Genomic DNA, 18,801 nt, shown 5'->3' with positions numbered 1-18,801 from the left:
GCCACCGATCGCGCACGTAGACTCGGAAGGCAAGTGCGAAAACCCCAGGCCGGAGGAGATTCAGTGCCGCAGGATGAGACAGGTCGCAGGCCGGACCTGTCGGATCTCGACAGCTTCGCGGGTGTCGACGAGCTGGATGCCCAAGGGTACGAAGACTCGGACGACCACGACCCGGAGCTGAACGCGCGGGACACCGCGTTCGACGCCGGCGGCGGCTCGCGCGGCGGCATCGGCGGCGTCGGCCAGCTGGGCGACAACCTCGCCACCGGCCCGGTGCCCGACCTGAGCGTGCCCGAGGACACCGAGCTGCACGAGCTCGACGACCAGGGCGAACCCGAGGTCTACGGCAGCCCGGACGGCCCCGAGGCCCGCCGCGAGCTGATGGCCGTCGAGGCCGAGCTGAACCAGCGCTGGCCGGAGACGAAGATCGAGCCGTCGCTGACCCGCATCTCCGCGCTGACGCAGCTGCTGGGCGAGCCGCACCGCGGCTACCCGGTGCTGCACGTCGCCGGCACGAACGGCAAGGGCTCCACGGCCCGGATGATCGACGCGCTGCTGACCCGGATGGGCCTGCGCGTCGGCCGCTACACGAGCCCCCACCTGCAGCTGGTCACCGAGCGGATCGCGCTCGACGGCCGGCCGATCTCCGCCGCGCGGTACGCCGAGCTGTGGAACGACATCGCCCCGTACGTGTCCATGGTGGACGGTGCCGCCGCGGACGGCGTCGCGATGAGCAAGTTCGAGATCCTCACCGGGATGGCGTTCGCCGCGTTCGCCGACGCGCCGGTGGAGGCCGCCGTCCTCGAAGCGGGCCTGGGCGGCGCCTGGGACGCCACGAACGTCGCGGACGCCGCCGTCGCGGTCATCACGCCGATCGGCATCGACCACGTCGAGTACCTCGGCCCGGACATCCTCGGCGCGGCCCGCGAAAAGGCGGGCATCATCAAGGCCGGCTCGGTCGCGGTCATCGCCGAGCAGGACCCCGAGGTGCAGAAGGTGCTGCTGGAACGCGCCGTCGAGGTCGACGCCGCGGTCGCCCGCGCGGGCAGCGAGTTCGGCGTGCTGGAGCGCGAGGTCGCCGTCGGCGGGCAGCTGCTCAAGCTGCAGGGCCTCGGCGGGGTGTACGACAACATCTTCCTGCCGCTGCACGGCGCCCACCAGGCCGCGAACGCCGCGCTCGCGCTGGCCGCGGTCGAGGCGTTCTTCGGGGCGGGCAAGGACAAGCAGCTGGTCGTCGAGGCCGTGCGCGAGGCGTTCGCCGAGGTCGAGACGCCGGGCCGGCTCGAGCGGGTCCGCGCGGCCCCCGCGGTCATGATCGACGCGGCCCACAACCCGCACGGCGCCCGCGCGCTCGCGGCGACCGTGGCCGAGGAGTTCGCCTTCCGCCGCCTGGTCGCGGTGGTCGGCGTGATGGCCGAAAAGGACGCCCACGGCATCCTCGACGCGCTGGAGCCGGTGGTGTCCGACGTCGTCGTGACGCGCAACTCCTCGCCGCGCTCGATGCCGCTCGAAGAACTGAACCAGCTGGCCATCTCGGTGTTCGGCGAGGACCGCGTGGTCGCCGAGACCGATCTGGAAACAGCGATCGAGACGGCGATCGCGCTGGTGGAGACCAACGACGACCCCGAGGAACCGCTCGCCGGCGGCGGCGTGCTCGTCACCGGCTCGGTGGTCACGGCGGGCGAGACCCGCACGCTGTTCGGGAAGGAGCCGGCGTGACCACTCCGGAGACGCCCCAGGCCTCGGAAGCACCCAAGCCCAAGGACCCCATGAAGGGCTTCCGCGGCGTGATGTCGGGGACGCTGATCATGGAGGCGATCACGGTCGCCCTGGCCCTGCCGGTGGTGAACAAGCTCGGCGGCGGGATCGGCACCGGCACCGGCTGGACGGTGCTGGCCGTCGCGCTCGTGCTGGTCGTGCTGTGCGGGTTCGTCAAGAAGCCGTGGGCGGTGCCGGTCATCCTCGCCCTGCAGGTGGTGCTGGTCGCGCTGGTGTTCTGGCTGGCGGCGATCGCCGTGCTGGGCGTGGTGTTCCTGGCGATCTGGCTGTGGCTGCTGTGGCTGCGCAAGGACGTCGCCCGCCGCATGGCGGCCGGCACCCTCGCGAGCCAGCAGCAGCCCTAGCCCTGACCTACCGCAGCACGACGACCCGCAGCGCGGGGGAGCGCAGGATGTCGGCTTCGCAGAAGCGTTCCTTCACCCACTCACCACGGCTGTAGAGCTTCGTCTGGTCGCTGTAGTACGGCGACTTCGGGTTCGCCGACTGCGAGTACGTCAGCAACGTCGAGGAGTCCGGGCACGCGCGCCCGCGGAACCCGACCACCTGGAGGTAGCTGGACCCGTGCTGCACCTCGACGTTGCCGCGCGCCGGATCCCACCGCGGCGTCATGACGTTGAGCACGCCCAGGAAGCCCTGGCTGCCGTGGATCGGGATCCGCTCGCCGTTGCGCGTGACCGACTGGCCGTCACGCAGCCGCGCGTCCGCCGGAAGGCCCGCCGCGCGCAGGTCCGCCAGGGCGTCGCCGAAGGCCTTCTGCACGTCCGGATTCGCCACGTTGAGCGTGTTGGGCGTGGTCAGCGGCGCCTTCGGGTCGAACGGGACGCTGAACCGCTGCACGCCGCCGAGCCGGCCCGCGAACCGCTCGAACAGCAGCGAGCCGCGGGTGTCGAGCGTGTACGTGTGGTCCCACTTCGCCAGCGCGGTGCACGCGTTCCCGACCGGCACCGGACCGGCCGACGACGGCGCCTGCCCGCCCGGGAACGACGCGCACAGCTTCGCCAGGTCCGCCGCCGTCAGGTCGGCGAACAGGCTGTGGTCGGCGAAGAGCATCTTCTTCATCGAGTCCGTCGTGAACCCGCCCTTCTCGGCGGTGAGCAGCGCTTCCCGCGTCCGCGGCGAACGCTCGGTACCGATGTCCCCGACGATGTGCGGGTACCCCGTGATCGGCGCCTTCGCGTTGGCCAGCCAGGCGCTGTCGTTGGTGTTCAGCTCGTAGTCCCGGCTTTGCTGCCGCGGCAGCCGCGACGGTGCGAAGATGCCCGGTTCGAGCGCGCCGGGGTCCGAACCCCACTGGCACGACGACTGCGATCCGTCCAAAATGGCCAGTCCGACTTCGGGGAAGGTCTGCCGTCCCAAGGGAGTGCTGCACACCTCGGCCTGCTCGTCGGTGACGTGCGGGACGACCTGGATGTCCGCGTAGAGCGCGTTGCCCGCCCGGTCGGTGGCGATGGTGTTGACCCACGGGACGCCTTGCGTGCGGCTCAGCGTGCCGACGATGTCGGCCGTGCTGTGCGCCTGGTCGAGCTCGAACCACGTGTTGAGCCCGCGCATGTTCGTCCCGTTGGCGTCGCGCACGGTGAACGCCGACTTCGTGGTCCACGGCAGCGGAATGCCCTGGAAGTCGCTCATCACCGGCCCGTACCGCGTCGACCAGAACGTCTGGCCCACCGGCTTCAGCGAGCCGTCGGCCTGGCGCACCTGGACCGTGACGTCCCGGGACGTCATCTTCTCCGGCTTGCCGTCGACGAGGTAGGTCGTCGGGTCGCCCGCCTTCAGCGGCACTTCGAAGAGGCCGAACGTGACCGGCGTGGACACCGTGTGCGTCCAGGCCGCGTCCGCGGTGTGCCCGATCTGGACGAACGGCATGCCGAGCAGGCTCGCGCCGGCGACGTCGAGCCGGCCGGGGATGGTCAGCTGGCTCTGCCAGAACCGGCGCCCGGCCTGCCACGGGTAGTGCGGGTTGCCGAGCAGCACGCTGCCCTGGCCGGCCGCGGTGGACTCCGCGCCGACGGCGATGCCGTTGCTGCCGAGCCCGCTGCCGTTCAGCGCTTGTGCCACCTTCGCCGACAGCTGCCCACCGGTGCCCGGGGCGGGTGTCGCGCCGGACGGCGGCGCCGTGAACAGGCCTTCGGTGACGACGCCCTGGCCGCCAGTGATCGCGATGGCGTAGTAGTGCCGGTAGAAGTCCTGCTCGGTGATCGGCCGCACCCAGCCGGCGCCGTGGCAGGCCGGGTCGGAGATGCCGGCGCGGCCGGTGCGCGCGAGGTAGGCGTTGAACCCCTTGACGTAGCCGGAAACGACCTCGCGGACTTCGCGGCGCGGCCCCAGTGGCGCGGGTTGCGCGACCAGCCGGTCGACGACGTGAGAGTCGTTGATCTGCTGGAAGAACAGGTCGCTGTGCAGGTTGCTCTCCGCCTCGGACAGCGACGGGTAGCCGCCGCCCTCCGGGCCGAAGTACTTCGACCGCTGCCCGCTCACGGTGAGGTAGATGTTCGCGAGCTCGCAGACGTTGTCGGTCGCCGCCGCGAAGCCGTAGCCGTAGCCGAGTCCGGCGTAATCCTTCGCGACGATGTGCGGGATGCCGTGTTCGGTGTAGCGGAGAACGGCCTTTCCGCCGTCTTCGCCTGCCGAAGCGACGGCGGTGCCGAGAGTGGTGATGGTGAGTGCGGTTGTCAGCACCGCCAGGCTTTTCCTGAATGGTCTCATCCGACCCCCTTGTCGTGGTTGTCACGCTACCGAGGGAGACGGCGTCCGGACATGGGGGAAAACCCGGGGATGTCGTTCACCTGCGCGCAAACCGGCGTTGGCCGCGGCGGGATAGAAACCGCGCATGACCGAACCGACCCACCACTCCCGCCGCACCTTGCTCAAGGCCGGCCTCACCGGCGCCGCCGCCACGCTGGTGTTGCCTTCGACGGCTTTCGCCGCGACCCCGCTGCTGCGCGGCGACCGGCCGGTGCTCACCCACGGCGTCCAGTCCGGCGACGTCACGCCCGGCTCGGCGATCGTCTGGTCGCGGGCCGACCGTCCGTCGCGGCTGCTCGTCGAGATCGCGCGCGACCCCTCGTTCCGGCACGCCCGCCGGGTGCCGGGCCCGCTCGCCGGGCCGTCCACCGGCGGCACCGGGCAGGTCCGCGTCGCCGGGCTCGCGCCGGGCACCGAGTACCACTACCGCGTGACGGCGGAGTCCCTCGACGGGCGCGCCACGAGCGAGCCGCTGACCGGCCGGTTCGCCACCGCGCCGGTGGGCCGCCGCGACACCCGGATCCTGTGGTCGGGTGACGTCGTCGGCCAGAACTGGGGGATCAACCCCGAGCTGGGCGGCATGACGATCTTTTCGGCGATGGCCGCCCGCCGGCCCGACCTGTTCCTGCACAGCGGCGACACGGTGTACTCCGACGGTCCGCTGACGGAGACAGTCGCCCTACCCGGCGGCCGGACGTGGCGCAACGTCGTCACGGCGGAGAAGGCGAAGGTCGCCGAGACCCTGGCGGAGTACCGCGGCCAGCACGCGTACAACCGGCTCGACGACAACTTCAAGCGGTTCGTCTCCCAGGTGCCCGCCTACGTCCAGTGGGACGACCACGAAGTCTTGAACAACTGGTACCCGGGCAAGGTCCTCGACAACCCGGCCTACACCGAGAAGCGCGTCGACGTGCTCGCGCCGCGGGCGTACCAAGCGTTCCACGAGTGGCACCCGATCGACTCGCGCTTGGCGGTCGACGGCCGCGTCTACCGCAGCTTCGAATACGGCTCGCGCGCCGAGATCTTCGTGCTGGACATGCGCACCTACCGCGACGCCAACACCGCTGACCAGACGAAGCCGGGTTACATCCTGGGCGATCGCCAGGCCCGCTGGCTGGCCGACGCGCTCGGCCGCAGCACGGCGACGTGGAAGATCGTCCAGGCGGACATGCCGCTGGGCCTGGTCGTCCCGGACGGCACCGCGATCGAAGCGGTGGCGAACAACCTGCCGGGCGCGCCGGGCGGGCGCGAGACGGAACTGGCGTGGGTGCTGCGGGAGATCCAGCGCCGCGGCGTCCGCAACGTGGTCTGGCTGACGGCGGACGTCCACTACACGGCGGCGCACCACTATTCGCCGGATCGGGCCGCGTTCCAGGACTTCGACCCGTTCTGGGAGTTCGTGTCCGGGCCGCTGAACGCGGGCGCGTTCGGGCCGAACGCGCTGGACCCGACGTTCGGCCCGGAGGCGGTGTTCGTGCACGCCCCACCGGTCGCGAACACCGCCCCGATCGACGGTTTCCAGCACTTCGGCGAGCTGAACATCGACGGCGGGAGCGGGGACCTGACGGTGGACCTGAGGGACGCCACGGGGGCGTCGCTGTGGTCGAAGAAGCTGCACCCGCAGGGCCGCTGAGGTCCGCTCCGGCCGGCCGGAAGTCGCGAATGACTCATTCGCGACCTCCGACGCCCCGAATGAGTCATTCGCGGCCTCGGCCGAGGCCGCTGACCGGGTCGGCTACGCTCACGCGCACCGACACGCACCCCGTACCAAGGAGAAACACCGTCGTGACTGAACGCACGCTGGTCCTCGTCAAGCCCGATGGCGTCGCGCGCGGCCTCGTCGGCGAGATCGTTTCGCGGATCGAGCGCAAGGGCCTGAAGCTCGCCGCCCTCGAGCTGCGCACCGTGCCGCAGGCGCTGGCCGAGGAGCACTACGCCGAGCACAAGGAGCGTGCGTTCTTCGGCGACCTGCTGGAGTTCATCACGTCCGGCCCGCTGGTCGCGCTCGCCGTCGAGGGCCCGCGCGCCATCGCCGCGTTCCGCCAGCTGGCCGGCGGCACCGACCCGGTCGAGAAGGCCACCCCGGGCACCATCCGCGGCGACTTCGCCCTGGAGACCCAGTACAACCTGGTCCACGGCTCGGACTCGCCGGAGTCGGCCGAGCGCGAGCTGAAGCTCTGGTTCCCCGACCTATGATCGGCACCGGGGCCACGCCCGCGCGTGGCCCCGGCCCGCACCAGGAGCACCCGTGACGACGATGCCGTTCCCGGCCCGCGACTACCTCCCTGTGCTGCGGGAGCTGACCGGCGGGTTCACCGAGGTCCTGCGCACCACCGACCCGGCCGCGCCGGTGCCGGACTGCGCCGGCTGGACCCTCGACGACCTCGGCGCGCACCTCGGGAACGTGCACCGCTGGGCCGCCGCCGTCGTCACGACTGGTGAGGTGCAGCGGCAGGACTTCGCCACCGGCGCGGGCGCCGACCTGGCGTCCTGGTACGCCGAAAGCGCCCAGCTGCTGCTCGAAGCGCTCGAGAAGGCCACTCCCGAAGACCGGTGCTGGCACTTCGGCGGCACCGAAAAGACCAAGGCCTTCTGGTTCCGCCGCCAGGTGCACGAAACCGCCGTCCACCTCGCCGACGCGCACAGCGCAGCCGGCGGCGAAGTCACGCTCGACCCGGCGGTCGCCGCGGACGGCGTCGACGAGGTCCTCGGCGCCTGGCTCCCGCGCGTCACGCGCTGGCACGCCGCGCCGTCGCTGGCCGCGCCACTCGCGTTGCGCGCCACCGACACCGGCGATGCGTGGACGCTGCACCCGGGCGAGCCGCCCGCACTCGGCCCGGTCGCCGAACCCGCCGCGACCGCCGAGGCGACGGCGCAGGATCTGTTGCTGCACCTGTGGAAGCGGACGGCCACCCCGCCGAGTCTCAGCGGTGACACCGCGCTCGCCGGGCACTTCCTCCAGGCTCCTTTCACGGCCTGACGCGGTAGCTGTTCTAGACCATTCAGGCGGCGTTCACCGGGAAGTCTTCCCCCGGTCGTGCCACTGCGCTGTGCTGGTCCGGCTCACTCTCACTCGATACTGGGGTACCTGGTGAAGAAGTCACTTTTCGTGCTGCCGGGCGCGCTCGTGCTGTTCGCGTCGGTCCTCGTCGTCCCCGCCCACGCCGACCCGCTGCGGGCGCCGCTCGGCACGCCGCCGGTCGAGGCCGCGCCCGCCGCGTCGTCGGACCGCCAGGGCCCGGCCGCCTTCGCCGCCGCGGATCCCGACGACGGGCTCGTCACCGGCAGCGCGACCACCGAGGTCGCGCCCGGGCTCGACCTCACCCAGTTCGACCGGTTCGACCCGGCCGGCTGGATCCGCGGCGACACCCTCGCCGTCGACCTGGGCAGCAAGGTCCTGACGCCCACGTATCTGAGCCCCGGCACGGTGTCCGCGCGCACGCCGCTTTCGCGGCAGATCGCGCGGACCGGCGCGGTCGCCGGCGTCAACGGCGACTTCTTCGACATCACCGCCACCGGCGCGCCGATCGGCGTCGGCATCGACCACGGGCAGCTGCAGACCGCGCCCGCGGCCGGCCACAACTACACGGCCTCGATCACCGACGAAGGCAAGGCGCAGCTGGCTTCGGTCTTCCTCGAAGCCACCGTGACGCTCCCCGGCGATGCGGTGCGGGCCACGAACTTCAACAGCCCGGTCCTCGACCGCGACGCGATCGGCGTCTACACGCCGTTGTGGGGCGCTTCGGGCCGCGCGACCTCAGTGGCCGGGGCGTCCCGGGTGCGCGAGGTGGAGTTGCGTGACGGCGTGGTCACCGCCGTGCGCGAGCAGCCCGCGGACGGCCCGATCGCGGCGGGCACCACGCTGCTGCTGGCCCGCGAAGCCGGGGCGGACGCCCTCGCGTCGCTCAAACCGGGCGACGCCGTCGGAGTCGCCTACGCGCCGCGCTCGGACGCCGGGAAGATCGCGGTCGCCGTGGGCGGCAACGAAGTCCTGCTCCGCGACGGCGTCGTGCAGCCGGTCGACGACGTCGCCATGGCACCGCGCACCGCGGTCGGCTTCTCCGCCGACGGCAAGCGCCTGTGGCTGGCCACTGTGGACGGACGCCAGGCCGACAGCCGCGGGATGACCGAGCTGGAGCTGGCGCGGCACCTGAAGAGCCTCGGCGCCGACGACGCGATCAACCTCGACGGCGGTGGCTCGTCGACGCTCCTGGCGCGCACCGAAGGCGAGGCCGCGCCGAGCGTCCGGAACGCGCCGTCCGACGGCGGGGAACGCCTGGTGCCCAACGGGATTGGCTTCGCGACCGTGCCGGGCAGCGGCAAGCTCACGGCGTTCTCCCCGGCGCCGGCCGTGGCGACCGCCGACGCGAACCGCGTGCTGACCGGCCTGACCCGGCACCTGGTCGCCGACGGCCACGACGAGACCGGCGCCGCGGTGGTCGCCGACCCGCGCTGGAGCACGTCCGACCCCCGCCGGGCCACCGTGACCCACGGGGTCGTCACCGGCCACGGCGCGGGCGGCGTCGACGTCGTCGCGCGCTCCGGCCGCGCGTCCGGGAAGACGGCGCTTTCGGTCCTGGGCAAGCCGGTCCGGCTCGGCACGAGCACCGAGCAGGTCGCCTTGTCCGGTGCGGGCGCCAAGAGCACGTTCGAGGTCTACGGCTACGACGCCGACGGCTACGGCACCTGGCTGGAGCCCGACGACGTCAAGCTCGACTACGACCACTCCGTCGTGCGGATCGAGCCGTCGGGGGACGGGTACGAGGTGACCGCGCTGACCGCGTCCGGCGCTTCCACCGTCACCGCGACGGCGGCGGGTCTCACCACGCACCTGGCCGCGTCGGTGGGGACCGTGCCGCAGCTCGCGTCGCCGCTCGACGGGCCGGCGGGCTGGACGGCGACGGTGTTCCCGGCGGTCGTCGGCGCGGCGCTGTCCGCGGCGCCCGGCCGGGACGGCGGCGCCGGCCTCGCGCTGGACTACCGGCTCACCGGCACGACCGCCACGCGCGCCGCGTACGTGACGCCGTCTTCTCCGCTCGCGGTGCCCACGGGCACGCAGAAGATCGGGCTGTGGGTGAACGGCGACGGCAAGGGCGCGTGGCTGCGGGCCGAGCTGCGGGACGCGGCGAACGTCGCGTCCATTGTGGACTTGTCACTGAGCGTCGACTGGACGGGCTGGCGGTACGTCACGGCCGCGATCCCGGCCGGGCTGCCCGACGGCCAGCGCCTGGCGCGCTTCTACGCCGTCGAGAACGTGCCGGACCAGCAGTACGAAGGTCACCTGGTGTTCGACGACCTGACCTTCGAGGTGGCGCCGACGACGGCCGTGCCGGCCGATCCGGCCCCGCACGACCCGGCGCTGGTCACCGACGGCACGCTCACCGGCGGCCTGCGCGTCGCGGTAGTCAGCGACGCGCAGTTCACCGCGGACGACCCGGCCGGCCCGCTGGTCGCCCAGGCCCGCCGCGCCCTGCGTGAAGCCGTCGCGGCGAAACCGGACCTGGTGCTGATCAACGGCGACTTCGTCGACCGCGGCACGGCGCCCGACTTCGTGCTGGCGCGTCAGGTGATCACCGAGGAGCTCGACGGCAAGGTGCCCTGGTACTACGTGCCGGGCAACCACGAGGCCGAAGGCGGCAACGGCCTCGCCAACTTCCAGGCCGCCTTCGGTGTGACGCACCAGGTCGTCGACGTGCACGGCATCCGGCTGGTGCTCATGGACTCTTCGCGCGGGTCGTTGCGGGCGGGCGGGTTCGACCAGGTCCGGATGCTGCGCTCGGCGCTCGACTCCGCTGTCTCCGACCGGTCGATCCGCGGCGGCGTCGTCGCCATGCACCACCCGGTGAAGGACCCGAGCCCGACCGGGAACTCCCAGCTCGGCGACCGGAAGGAAGCCACGCTGCTGACCCGGTGGCTCACCGGGTTCGAGCAGGCGTCGGGCAAGCCGGCCGCTTCGGTGGCTTCGCACGCCGGCGTGTTCTCGCTGTCCCGCGTGGACGGCGTGCCGTACCTGGTCAACGGCAACTCCGGCAAGGCGCCCGCGGCCGCGCCCGGCGACGGCGGGTTCGTCGGCTGGACGCTGCTGCGCGTCGACCCGGCCGACCGCGCGCAGCCGGTGCGCTTCGAAACGCGGCCGAACGTCGACTCGCTGACGCTGTCCGGGCCTTCCTCGCTGAAGCGCGGCGACCGCGCCGAGGTTCGCGCGACGCTGCGGCAGGGCACCCGCGACGTGCCGGTGGCGTACCCGGTGAGCGCGGACTGGACGGTCGGCCGGGGCGTGGTCGCGTTCGACCCGGCTTCCGGTGTCCTGACGGCGGTGCGCCCGGGCGTCGCCCGGCTGTCGGTGACGGTCAACGGGGTGACGCGGACGCTGGTCGTGACGGTCCGGGGCTAAACCGTTCGGTTTTTGTCGGTGCCCGCTCGTATGGTCGGGGGGTGGACGAATCGGAGGACCGGGAACCGGCGCTGGTGCAGGCCAAGGCGCTGGTGAAGCGCTTCGGCGAGTTCGAGGCCGTGCGCGGGATCGACGTCGAGGTGCGGCGCGGGGAGGCATTCGGCTTCCTCGGCCCGAACGGTGCCGGGAAGTCGTCGACGATGCGGATGATCGCGTGCGTGTCCCCGCGCACCGACGGCGACCTCCGCGTGCTGGGGCTGGATCCGGAGGTGGCCGGGCCGCGGATCCGCGCGCGCCTCGGCGTGGTGCCGCAACAGGACAACCTGGACGTCGAGCTGACCGTCCGGGAGAACCTGCTGATCTACGGCCGCTACTTCGGGCTGTCGCGGGCGGCCGCGCGGAGCAAGGCGGACGAGCTGCTGGAGTTCGCGCAGCTGGGCGACCGGGCCGCCGACAAGGTCGACCCGCTCTCGGGCGGCATGAAACGCCGGCTGACGATCGCGCGCTCGCTGGTCAACGACCCGGAGCTGCTGCTGCTCGACGAGCCGACGACGGGGCTCGACCCGCAGGCCCGCCACCTGTTGTGGGACCGGCTGTTCCGGCTCAAGGAGCAGGGCACGACGCTGATCGTCACGACGCACTACATGGACGAGGCGGAGCAGCTGTGCGACCGGCTGGTGGTGATGGACCACGGACGGATCGCGGCGGAAGGCTCGCCCGCGGAGCTGATCAGCCGGTACTCGACGCGGGAGGTCGTGGAACTGCGGTTCGCGTCGGGTCGGCAGGTGGCGGCGGCGCAGGAGGTCGAAGGGCTGGCGGAGCGCGTGGAGGTGCTGCCGGACCGGGTGCTGTTGTACAGCGACAACGGCGAGGACACCCTGGAACACGCCCACTCGCGCGGGCTACGGCCGCTGTCGAGCCTGGTGCGGCGCAGTTCCCTGGAAGACGTGTTCCTGTGCCTGACCGGCCGGACGCTGGTGGACTGATGGCGACGATCCCCACCGGCCGCGTCGTCGGCAAGTGGCACGGCGCCTGGTTGCGCGTCGAGGGGTACTGGACCTGGTACCGCCGCCACTGGCTGTCCACTTTGTACTCCACCGGCCTGCAGCCGGTGCTGTTCCTCGCCGCGATGGGCCTCGGCTTCGGTTCGCAGGTGCGGCCGGGCGCGGTCACCGGCGGGCTGTCGTACCTGCAGTACATCGCGCCCGCGCTGCTCGCCGCCGGTGCCGCGCAGCAGGCCGTCGGCGACTCGACCTACCCCGTGCTGTCCGGCTTCAAGTGGCAGAAGGACTACCTGGCCGTCACGGCCACGCCGGTGTCCCCGGGCCAGGTGCTCGGCGGCCACCTGATCTGGACGGCCCTGCGGCTGACCCTGGCGGGCGCGATCTACGCGTTCGTCGCGCTGTTCTTCGGCGCCTGGACCGGCCCCGGCGTACTGCCGGTGATCCTCGTGGGCACGGTCACCGGGCTCGCTTGTGCCACGCCGATCACCGCTCTGGCGGCGCGGACGTACGACGAGGGCCAGCGCTTCGGCCTGATCTTCCGCTTCATCGTGATGCCGATGACCTTGTTCAGCGGCACGTTCTTCCCGATCGCCCAGCTGCCGGGCGCGATCCGCTGGCTGGCCTGGCTTTCCCCGCTGTGGCACGGCACGCAGCTGGCCCGCGGCGTGAGCGTCGGGGGAGTCGGCGGCTGGGCGATGCTCGGCCACTTCGCGGTGCTCGCGGCGTTGTTCGCGGCCGGGTGGGCGATCGCGCACCGGGCCTTCTACCGGAGGCTGGTGGTCTGATGGTGAGCGTCCAAGCCCCACCGGCGCGGGCCGGGCTGCTGCTGCGGATCCTGCCGCCGGCGCTGTACGCGGGCCGCGCGCGGATGCTCGTCGAGCGGTCGGTGCTGGTCGCCCGGAACGGCTGGGCGATGTTCCTGTCCGGCGCGGCCGAGCCGTTCCTGTACCTGATGGCGTTCCAGCTGGGGTTCGGCAAGCTGGTCACCGAGGTGGCCGGCCCGGACGGCCGCCCGATGGGCTACGTCGCGTTCGTGGCGCCGGCGCTGCTGGCGACGTCGGCGATGAACGGCGCGGTGTTCGAGTCGACGTACAACCTGTTCTTCAAGCTGCGCTACGCGAAGCTGTACGACGCGATGCTGGCGACCCCGATCGGCCCGCTGGACGTGGCGCTCGGCGAGATCGGCTGGGCGATGACGCGCGGCGGCATCTACGCGGTGGCGTTCCTCGCGATCGCGGCGGCGATGGGGCTGCTGGCGTCCTGGTGGGCGTTGCTGATGGTCCCGGCGGCGCTGCTGGTCGGGCTGGCCTTCTCGGCGATCGGCATGGCGCTGGTGACGTTCTTGAAGTCGACGGCCCAGTTCGACTACATCGCGCTGGGGCTGATGCCGATGTTCCTGTTCGCGACGACGTTCTTCCCGCTGTCGGTGTACCCGGAGCCGCTGCAGTGGGTGGTCCGCTGCCTCCCGCTGTACCACGCGATCGAGCTGATGCGCGGCCTCGCGACGGGCCTGCTGTCCGGCAGCATGCTGGTCAACCTGGCCTACCTGCTGGTCCTGGGCGCGGTGGGTCTCTGGGCGTCGACCCGCCGGATCGCCAAACTCCTCCTGACTTGACGTGTCGACCCCCCAAGCACACGTGATGCCCCTCCAATCACGCGAGATGCCCGCCCAGTCGCGCGAGTTCCGCCTCCAATCACGCGAGATGCCCGCCCAGTCACGCGAGTTCCGCCCTCAATCACGCGAGTTCGGTCCCTGATCACGCGAGTTCCGCCCTGAATCACGAGCCGGAGCGCCTCAGCGGGCCGGGTCGGGCCGTCCCCGCGGCGCGACGGCGGCCAGCGCGTCCACCATCCCGTGCCCGTAGAAGCCGTTGAACCCCTCGTACCCCGCGCAGTAGGCGTCCTGGATCCCGTCGCCGGTGAGGTCGTAGTCGGCCGGGCACGGCATCGGCATCGCCTGCGCGTCCAGCGTCCGCCGCAGCTGCCGCGGCCCGGCGTCCCGGTGCGCGGACGCCAGCAGCGCCAGCACCCCGGTGACGTGCGGCGCGGCCATCGACGTCCCGCACAGCGGCGCGTACCCGCCGGGCACCGTCGAAAGCACGCACTCGCCCGTCTCGCCACCAGGAGCGGTGACGTCGATCACGCCCAGCCCGTACGAGCTGTAGCCCGCCTTCACCCGGTCCGAGCCGACGGCGGACACCGCGACGACGTCCCGCAGCGCGGCCGGCAGCGCTTCACAGCCCGAACCCGCCCCGCGCGAGCCGGACCGCGCCGACGGCGTCAGGTCGACGGCCTCGTTGGTCGCCGCCGCGACGTTCAGCGTGCCCGCCGACGTGCTGTACTCGACCGCCCGCGCCAGCGCCTCGTGCACCACCCCGCGGTCGTCGCCGCGGATGCACGACAGCGTCCACGGGTTCACGAAGAAGCTGCTGTTAGTCAGCCGCATGTGCCGTGACGCCGCCCACATCAGCCCGCACACCGCGGCCTCCGGGTCGGCGTAGCCGCGGTCGTCGATCACCTTCACCGACGCCACGCGGACCCCGGGCGCCACACCCGTCACACCGCGCCCGTCGTCGGCCGCCGCGATGATCCCCGCCACGTGCGTGCCGTGCACCGACGTCGTCGGCTTCCAGGCCGGCTCGGACCGGTCGGGGGCGCCGGTCAAGCAGCCGGCGGAGTCGTCGCGGTCGAGGGCGCCGCTCAGGTCGGGGTGATCGGGGTCGATCCCGGAGTCGAGGACGCCGACGACCACGTCAGGGCGGCCGGCAGAAACACGGCCCGCGTTGATCATCCGCATGTCCCACTGCCGGTCGCCGAGATCCGCGGTGGGAACGCGAGCCGGGTCGGTGGCGGGCAGCGTCGCCCGCGCAGGCTGCGGCCTGACCTCGGTGGCGCGCTGCGCGGCCAGCCGCTCGGCCTGGGCGCTGAACGCCCGGTCGAGCCCGGCCCGGGCGCCGAACGAAGGGTCGCCCGAGGTGGCGACGGCGACGGCGATCTGGGGGTAGTAGACGGTGGTGGCGCCGCACGCGCCGGTGATCCGCGCGCGAGCGGCGGACTCGGCCGTGCCGCGGTCGAAGGTGATGACGTAGCGAAGGCTCCGGCCGTGGCCGCAGCCGGGCTCGTCGGCCGCCGCCGGACCGGCGGTGACGCACCCCGAAAGCACCAGGACGGTGCACACGGCCGCCCGCAGGGGCCGCGCCAGCAGGGACACCGGACCTCCCACCGGATGCAGGAACGCGGGTGCCCGGCGTGCGAGATCCCGGTCACCCCGAGCCGCACGGTAGCCACCCGGTGCCCGGCGGACAAGCGCTGCGGCCAAGTTCCCCCGGCCGGTGGGCCGGTGGGAGGGGCCCGGCACGCCCGGGCGGCCTGCGCGAGGTACCGAGTACACCGGTGCGGTCACCCGGTGTGGGATACTCGGGGTGGCCGCTGGGCCGCGGGGCGCATGTGAGAGGTGCTGCCTGCGGAGTTGTGGCCCGGTGAAGTGCGCGAACTCCCGCGACGCGCGTCGCCGCCCGCGAGGCGGGCGGCTGGACGACGTGGCGGGCGGCCCGGGGGCCGCGAGTCCCAACGCACAACGCCGAGCAGACCTTTGACCGGGTTGTGCGCCGCCGGGATGCGGTGGTGCGGCGCCCGGTCGTCGGGCCAGGATTCCCGTCGCTGGTGACCACCACGGCGGAACGAACAGAAAGGGGCCCCTGCGCGGCCGCGTCCCTGCCGGTGAGAACCGGCAGACGCGCCCGGGGGCGGAGGAGACACATGTCGAACGCGGAAACACCCGCTGAGCAGACCGGCGGGAATCCCGCCACACCCACGAGCGGTTCGCTGGGCGAGCTGCCCGCCCGGATCCGGGTGCACGCGCTGGCCAAGCTGCTCGCGAAGAACAGCCGGGACGTCCTCGCCAAGCTCGCCGAGCTGGGCGAAAGCGTGCGCAGCGCGCAGTCGAGCGTGACCAGGGACGTGGCGCACAAGGTCGCCGAAGCCTTCTCGGGCGGCGACGTCGAGGTGGCGCCGGCTTCCGGTGGTGACGTCGAGGTCGCGCCGGCTTCCGGTGGCGATGTCGAGGTGGCCCCGGCCGGGCAGGCGAAGGCCGAGCCGGAGCCCCGCCGCTCCGCCGTCCCGCCGGCGCCCGAAGTGCCGGCTGCCGAGGCCGAGAAGCCGCGTCCGCGGCAGAAGACCCGCGCGCACCTGCCGGTGTTCGCCGCGCCGTCGCCGGTCTTCCTGCCGCCGGAGCCCGCGGCCACCAAGCCGGCCCGCAAGCCCGCCGACCCGTTCGCGGAGCCGCCGGCCCCGGTGAAGGCGAAGCAGCTCGAGCCGGAGGTCGCCGAGGAAGAGGCCGACGACACCACGTCGGCCATCGACTCCGGTGACGACGACGGTGACGACGCCAACAGCCGCCGTCGCCGTCGCCGCGGGCGCCGCGGCCGTGGCCGGGGCAAGGGCGCCGACGGCAGCGACGAGAACGACAACGAGGACGACGGCCACGTCGAGGAGCAGCCGCCCGCGCGTCGCCGCTCCCGCAACGGTGACGAAAAGCCCGCGAAGGACGAATCCGACACCGCCGAGGAGCCGGAAGGCGCCACCGACGAGTCGGACTCCGACAGCGACGACGGTGAGGGCGGCAGCAAGCGCCGTCGCCGCCGCCGTCGCCGCAAGGGCTCGGACGGCGAAGACGCCGAGACCACCGACGACCCGCCCAACACCGTCACCCACGTCCGCCAGGCCAAGGCCGAGCAGGCCGAACGGGCCGAGCGCGAGCGCCCGGCGCGCGACGAGGTGCGCAGCGTCCGCGGGTCGACCCGCCTGGAGGCGAAGCGCCAGCGCCGTCGTGACGGCCGCGAAGCCGGTCGCCGCCGCGCCCCGATCCTGTCCGAGGCCGAGTTCCTCGCCCGCCGCGAAGCGGTCGAGCGCGCGATGGTCGTCCTCGAGAAGGGCGACTCGACGCAGATCGCCGTGCTCGAGGACGGCGTGCTGGTCGAGCACTTCGTGACGCAGTCGGGCTCCGGCTCGATCGTCGGCAACGTCTACCTCGGCCGCGTCCAGAACGTGCTGCCGAGCATGGAAGCCGCGTTCATCGACATCGGCCGCGGCCGCAACGCCGTGCTCTACGCCGGCGAGGTCGACTGGGACGCCGCCGGGCTCGAGGGCAAGGCCCGCAAGATCGAGCAGGCGCTGTCCACCGGCGACTCCGTGCTGGTCCAGGTGACCAAGGACCCGGTCGGGCACAAGGGCGCCCGGCTGACCACGCAGATCTCGCTGCCCGGCCGCTTCCTGGTGTACGTCCCCGCGGGCGGCGCCACCGGCATCTCCCGCAAGCTGCCGGAGAACGAGCGCCGCCGGCTCAAGGACATCCTCAAGCGGATCGTCCCGGAGGACGCGGGCGTCATCATCCGCACCGCCTCCGAAGGCATCGGCGAGGTCGAGCTGGGCCGCGACGTCGATCGCCTGAAGGCCCAGTGGGACGTCATCAAGGAGAAGGCCGCCGCCGGTTCCGGCAAGAAGGGCGGCGCGCCGACGATGCTCTACGAAGAGCCCGACCTGCTGGTCAAGGTCGTGCGTGACCTCTTCACCGAGGACTTCACCAAGCTGGAGATCCAGGGCAACCGCTCCTGGGAGACCATCAACGGCTACGTCACCCACGTCGCGCCGGAGCTGGCCGAGCGCCTCAAGCGCTACACCGGCACCGGCGACGCGTTCGCCGACCACCGGATCGACGAGCAGATCACCAAGGCCCTCGACCGCAAGGTCTGGCTGCCGTCCGGCGGTTACCTGGTCATCGACCGCACCGAGGCGATGACGGTGATCGACGTCAACACCGGCAAGTTCACCGGATCGGGTGGCAACCTCGAGGAGACGGTGACCCGCAACAACCTGGAGTCGGCGGAGGAGATCGTCCGCCAGCTCCGGCTGCGGGACATCGGCGGCATCATCGTGATCGACTTCATCGACATGGTGCTCGAGTCCAACCGCGAGCTGGTGCTGCGCCGCCTGACCGAGTGCCTCGGCCGCGACCGCACGCGCCACCAGGTCGCCGAGGTCACCTCGCTCGGCCTGGTGCAGATGACCCGCAAGAAGATCGGCACGGGCCTGCTGGAGGCGTTCTCGACGCCGTGCGAGCACTGCAAGGGCCGGGGCGTGCTCGTCTCGACCGAGGTGCAGCGCACCGGCAGCGGCACGCCGTCCCAGGGCGGGAACGGCAACGGCGGCGGCGGCAACAACGGCGGCGGGGAGAAGAGCTCCCGCCGGTCGCGGGGCCGCGGCAAGGGCGAAGAGGCCGCGAAGGAGCAGGCCGAGGCCGCCAAGGCCGAGGTCCACGCGGTTCCGCCGCCGGAGCAGCGCGCGTCGGTCGCGTCGGCGGTGGCGGCGATGGCCAACGCCTCGAAGGCGGCCAAGGACCACGACCACGGTGCGCTGAACGGCAACGGGCACGTCCCGGAGGTGACCGACACGGCCGAAGCCGCGGAGGCCGCCGAAGAGACGCGTCAGGAGGCCGCCGCGGTGCCGGCCACCGAGGTCGCGGACGTCCCGGTGACCACCGAGGCGGACGAGACCCCGGTGCCGCAGGAGGAGCCGGCGGTCGAGCGGACCTCGGCGCCGGAGCCGGCGGTCGAGCGGACCTCGGCGCCGGAGCCGGCGGAAGAGCCGGTGACGTCTTCGGAGGCTGTCGATTCTTCGGAAGCCGTCGCCGAGCCCGAGGTGAACGTGCCCGAACCGGCCACGCGCCCCACCCGGCGCCGGTCGCGCCGGGCCGCGTCGCGCCCGGCGGGTCCGCCGGTGCACGCGTCCGACCAGAGCCAGTGAACGACTAGGGGACCCCGGTGGTAACGCACCGGGGCACCCCACGTAACCTGTAGTACGGCCTGCCACCAGAGTAGGTCG

Annotated in this window: 12 protein-coding genes; 10 read left to right on the top strand and 2 right to left on the bottom strand. The window is 72.7% G+C overall.

Translation table 11 applies throughout. The features are described from left to right. Nucleotides 1-63: 63 nt before the first annotated feature. Nucleotides 64-1,719 (top strand): folylpolyglutamate synthase/dihydrofolate synthase family protein, encoded by a 1,656-nt coding sequence (locus AB0N03_RS07165; protein WP_364366683.1) that lies wholly within the window; start codon nt 64-66, stop codon nt 1,717-1,719. A 50-nt stretch (nt 1,720-1,769) separates the two neighbouring features. After that, nucleotides 1,770-2,123 (top strand): DUF4233 domain-containing protein, encoded by a 354-nt coding sequence (locus tag AB0N03_RS07160; protein WP_364367160.1) that lies wholly within the window; start codon nt 1,770-1,772, stop codon nt 2,121-2,123. A gap of 7 nt (nt 2,124-2,130) precedes the next feature. On the opposite strand, the gene AB0N03_RS07155 is transcribed toward AB0N03_RS07160, so the two are convergent. Continuing rightward, nucleotides 2,131-4,458 carry a penicillin acylase family protein gene (locus AB0N03_RS07155; RefSeq protein ID WP_364366680.1) on the bottom strand — a complete coding sequence of 776 codons (2,328 nt, stop codon included), beginning with the start codon at nt 4,456-4,458 and terminating at the stop codon, nt 2,131-2,133. 151 nt (nt 4,459-4,609) lie between these two features. On the opposite strand from AB0N03_RS07155, the gene AB0N03_RS07150 reads away from it, so the two are divergent. From AB0N03_RS07150 to AB0N03_RS07120, 7 genes are all read left to right on the top strand, one after another. Next, nucleotides 4,610-6,157 carry an alkaline phosphatase D family protein gene (locus tag AB0N03_RS07150; protein WP_364366677.1) on the top strand — a complete coding sequence of 516 codons (1,548 nt, stop codon included), beginning with the start codon at nt 4,610-4,612 and terminating at the stop codon, nt 6,155-6,157. Between the two features lie 152 nt (nt 6,158-6,309). Then, on the top strand, nt 6,310-6,720 hold the full coding sequence (gene ndk, locus AB0N03_RS07145) for a nucleoside-diphosphate kinase (RefSeq protein ID WP_364366674.1): 411 nt from the start codon (nt 6,310-6,312) through the stop codon (nt 6,718-6,720). Between the two features lie 52 nt (nt 6,721-6,772). Beyond that, entirely contained in the window at nt 6,773-7,504 is a 732-nt protein-coding gene (locus tag AB0N03_RS07140; RefSeq protein WP_364366671.1) for a maleylpyruvate isomerase family mycothiol-dependent enzyme, read from the top strand. Nucleotides 7,505-7,633: 129 nt separating this feature from the next. Continuing rightward, the gene (locus AB0N03_RS07135) at nt 7,634-10,918 is read left to right on the top strand and encodes a phosphodiester glycosidase family protein (RefSeq protein ID WP_364367157.1); all 3,285 of its coding nucleotides are present in this window, start codon (nt 7,634-7,636) and stop codon (nt 10,916-10,918) included. 41 nt (nt 10,919-10,959) lie between these two features. Beyond that, complete coding sequence (locus tag AB0N03_RS07130) at nt 10,960-11,904, top strand: ABC transporter ATP-binding protein (RefSeq protein ID WP_364366668.1); 945 nt, start codon at nt 10,960-10,962, stop codon at nt 11,902-11,904. After that, on the top strand, nt 11,904-12,707 hold the full coding sequence (locus AB0N03_RS07125) for an ABC transporter permease (protein ID WP_364366665.1): 804 nt from the start codon (nt 11,904-11,906) through the stop codon (nt 12,705-12,707). The genes AB0N03_RS07130 and AB0N03_RS07125 overlap by 1 nt, the downstream gene beginning before the upstream one ends. Beyond that, nucleotides 12,707-13,537, top strand: coding sequence for an ABC transporter permease (locus tag AB0N03_RS07120; RefSeq protein WP_364366662.1), 831 nt, complete (start codon nt 12,707-12,709; stop codon nt 13,535-13,537). Before AB0N03_RS07125 ends, AB0N03_RS07120 begins: the two co-directional genes overlap by 1 nt. 180 nt (nt 13,538-13,717) lie before the next feature. Here AB0N03_RS07120 and AB0N03_RS07115 read toward each other — a convergent pair whose 3' ends face one another. After that, nucleotides 13,718-15,133 (bottom strand): S8 family serine peptidase, encoded by a 1,416-nt coding sequence (locus AB0N03_RS07115; RefSeq protein ID WP_364366660.1) that lies wholly within the window; start codon nt 15,131-15,133, stop codon nt 13,718-13,720. Between the two features lie 548 nt (nt 15,134-15,681). Here AB0N03_RS07115 and AB0N03_RS07110 point away from each other — a divergent pair. Further along, complete coding sequence (locus tag AB0N03_RS07110; RefSeq protein ID WP_364366658.1) at nt 15,682-18,723, top strand: translation initiation factor IF-2 N-terminal domain-containing protein; 3,042 nt, start codon at nt 15,682-15,684, stop codon at nt 18,721-18,723. Nucleotides 18,724-18,801 lie beyond the last annotated feature (78 nt).

It is taken from the genome of Amycolatopsis sp. NPDC051061 (genome assembly GCF_040682935.1).
GTDB lineage: Bacteria > Actinomycetota > Actinomycetes > Mycobacteriales > Pseudonocardiaceae > Amycolatopsis.
Note: the sequence above shows the minus strand (reverse complement) of the source record. Positions and strands in the feature narration are given on the sequence as shown.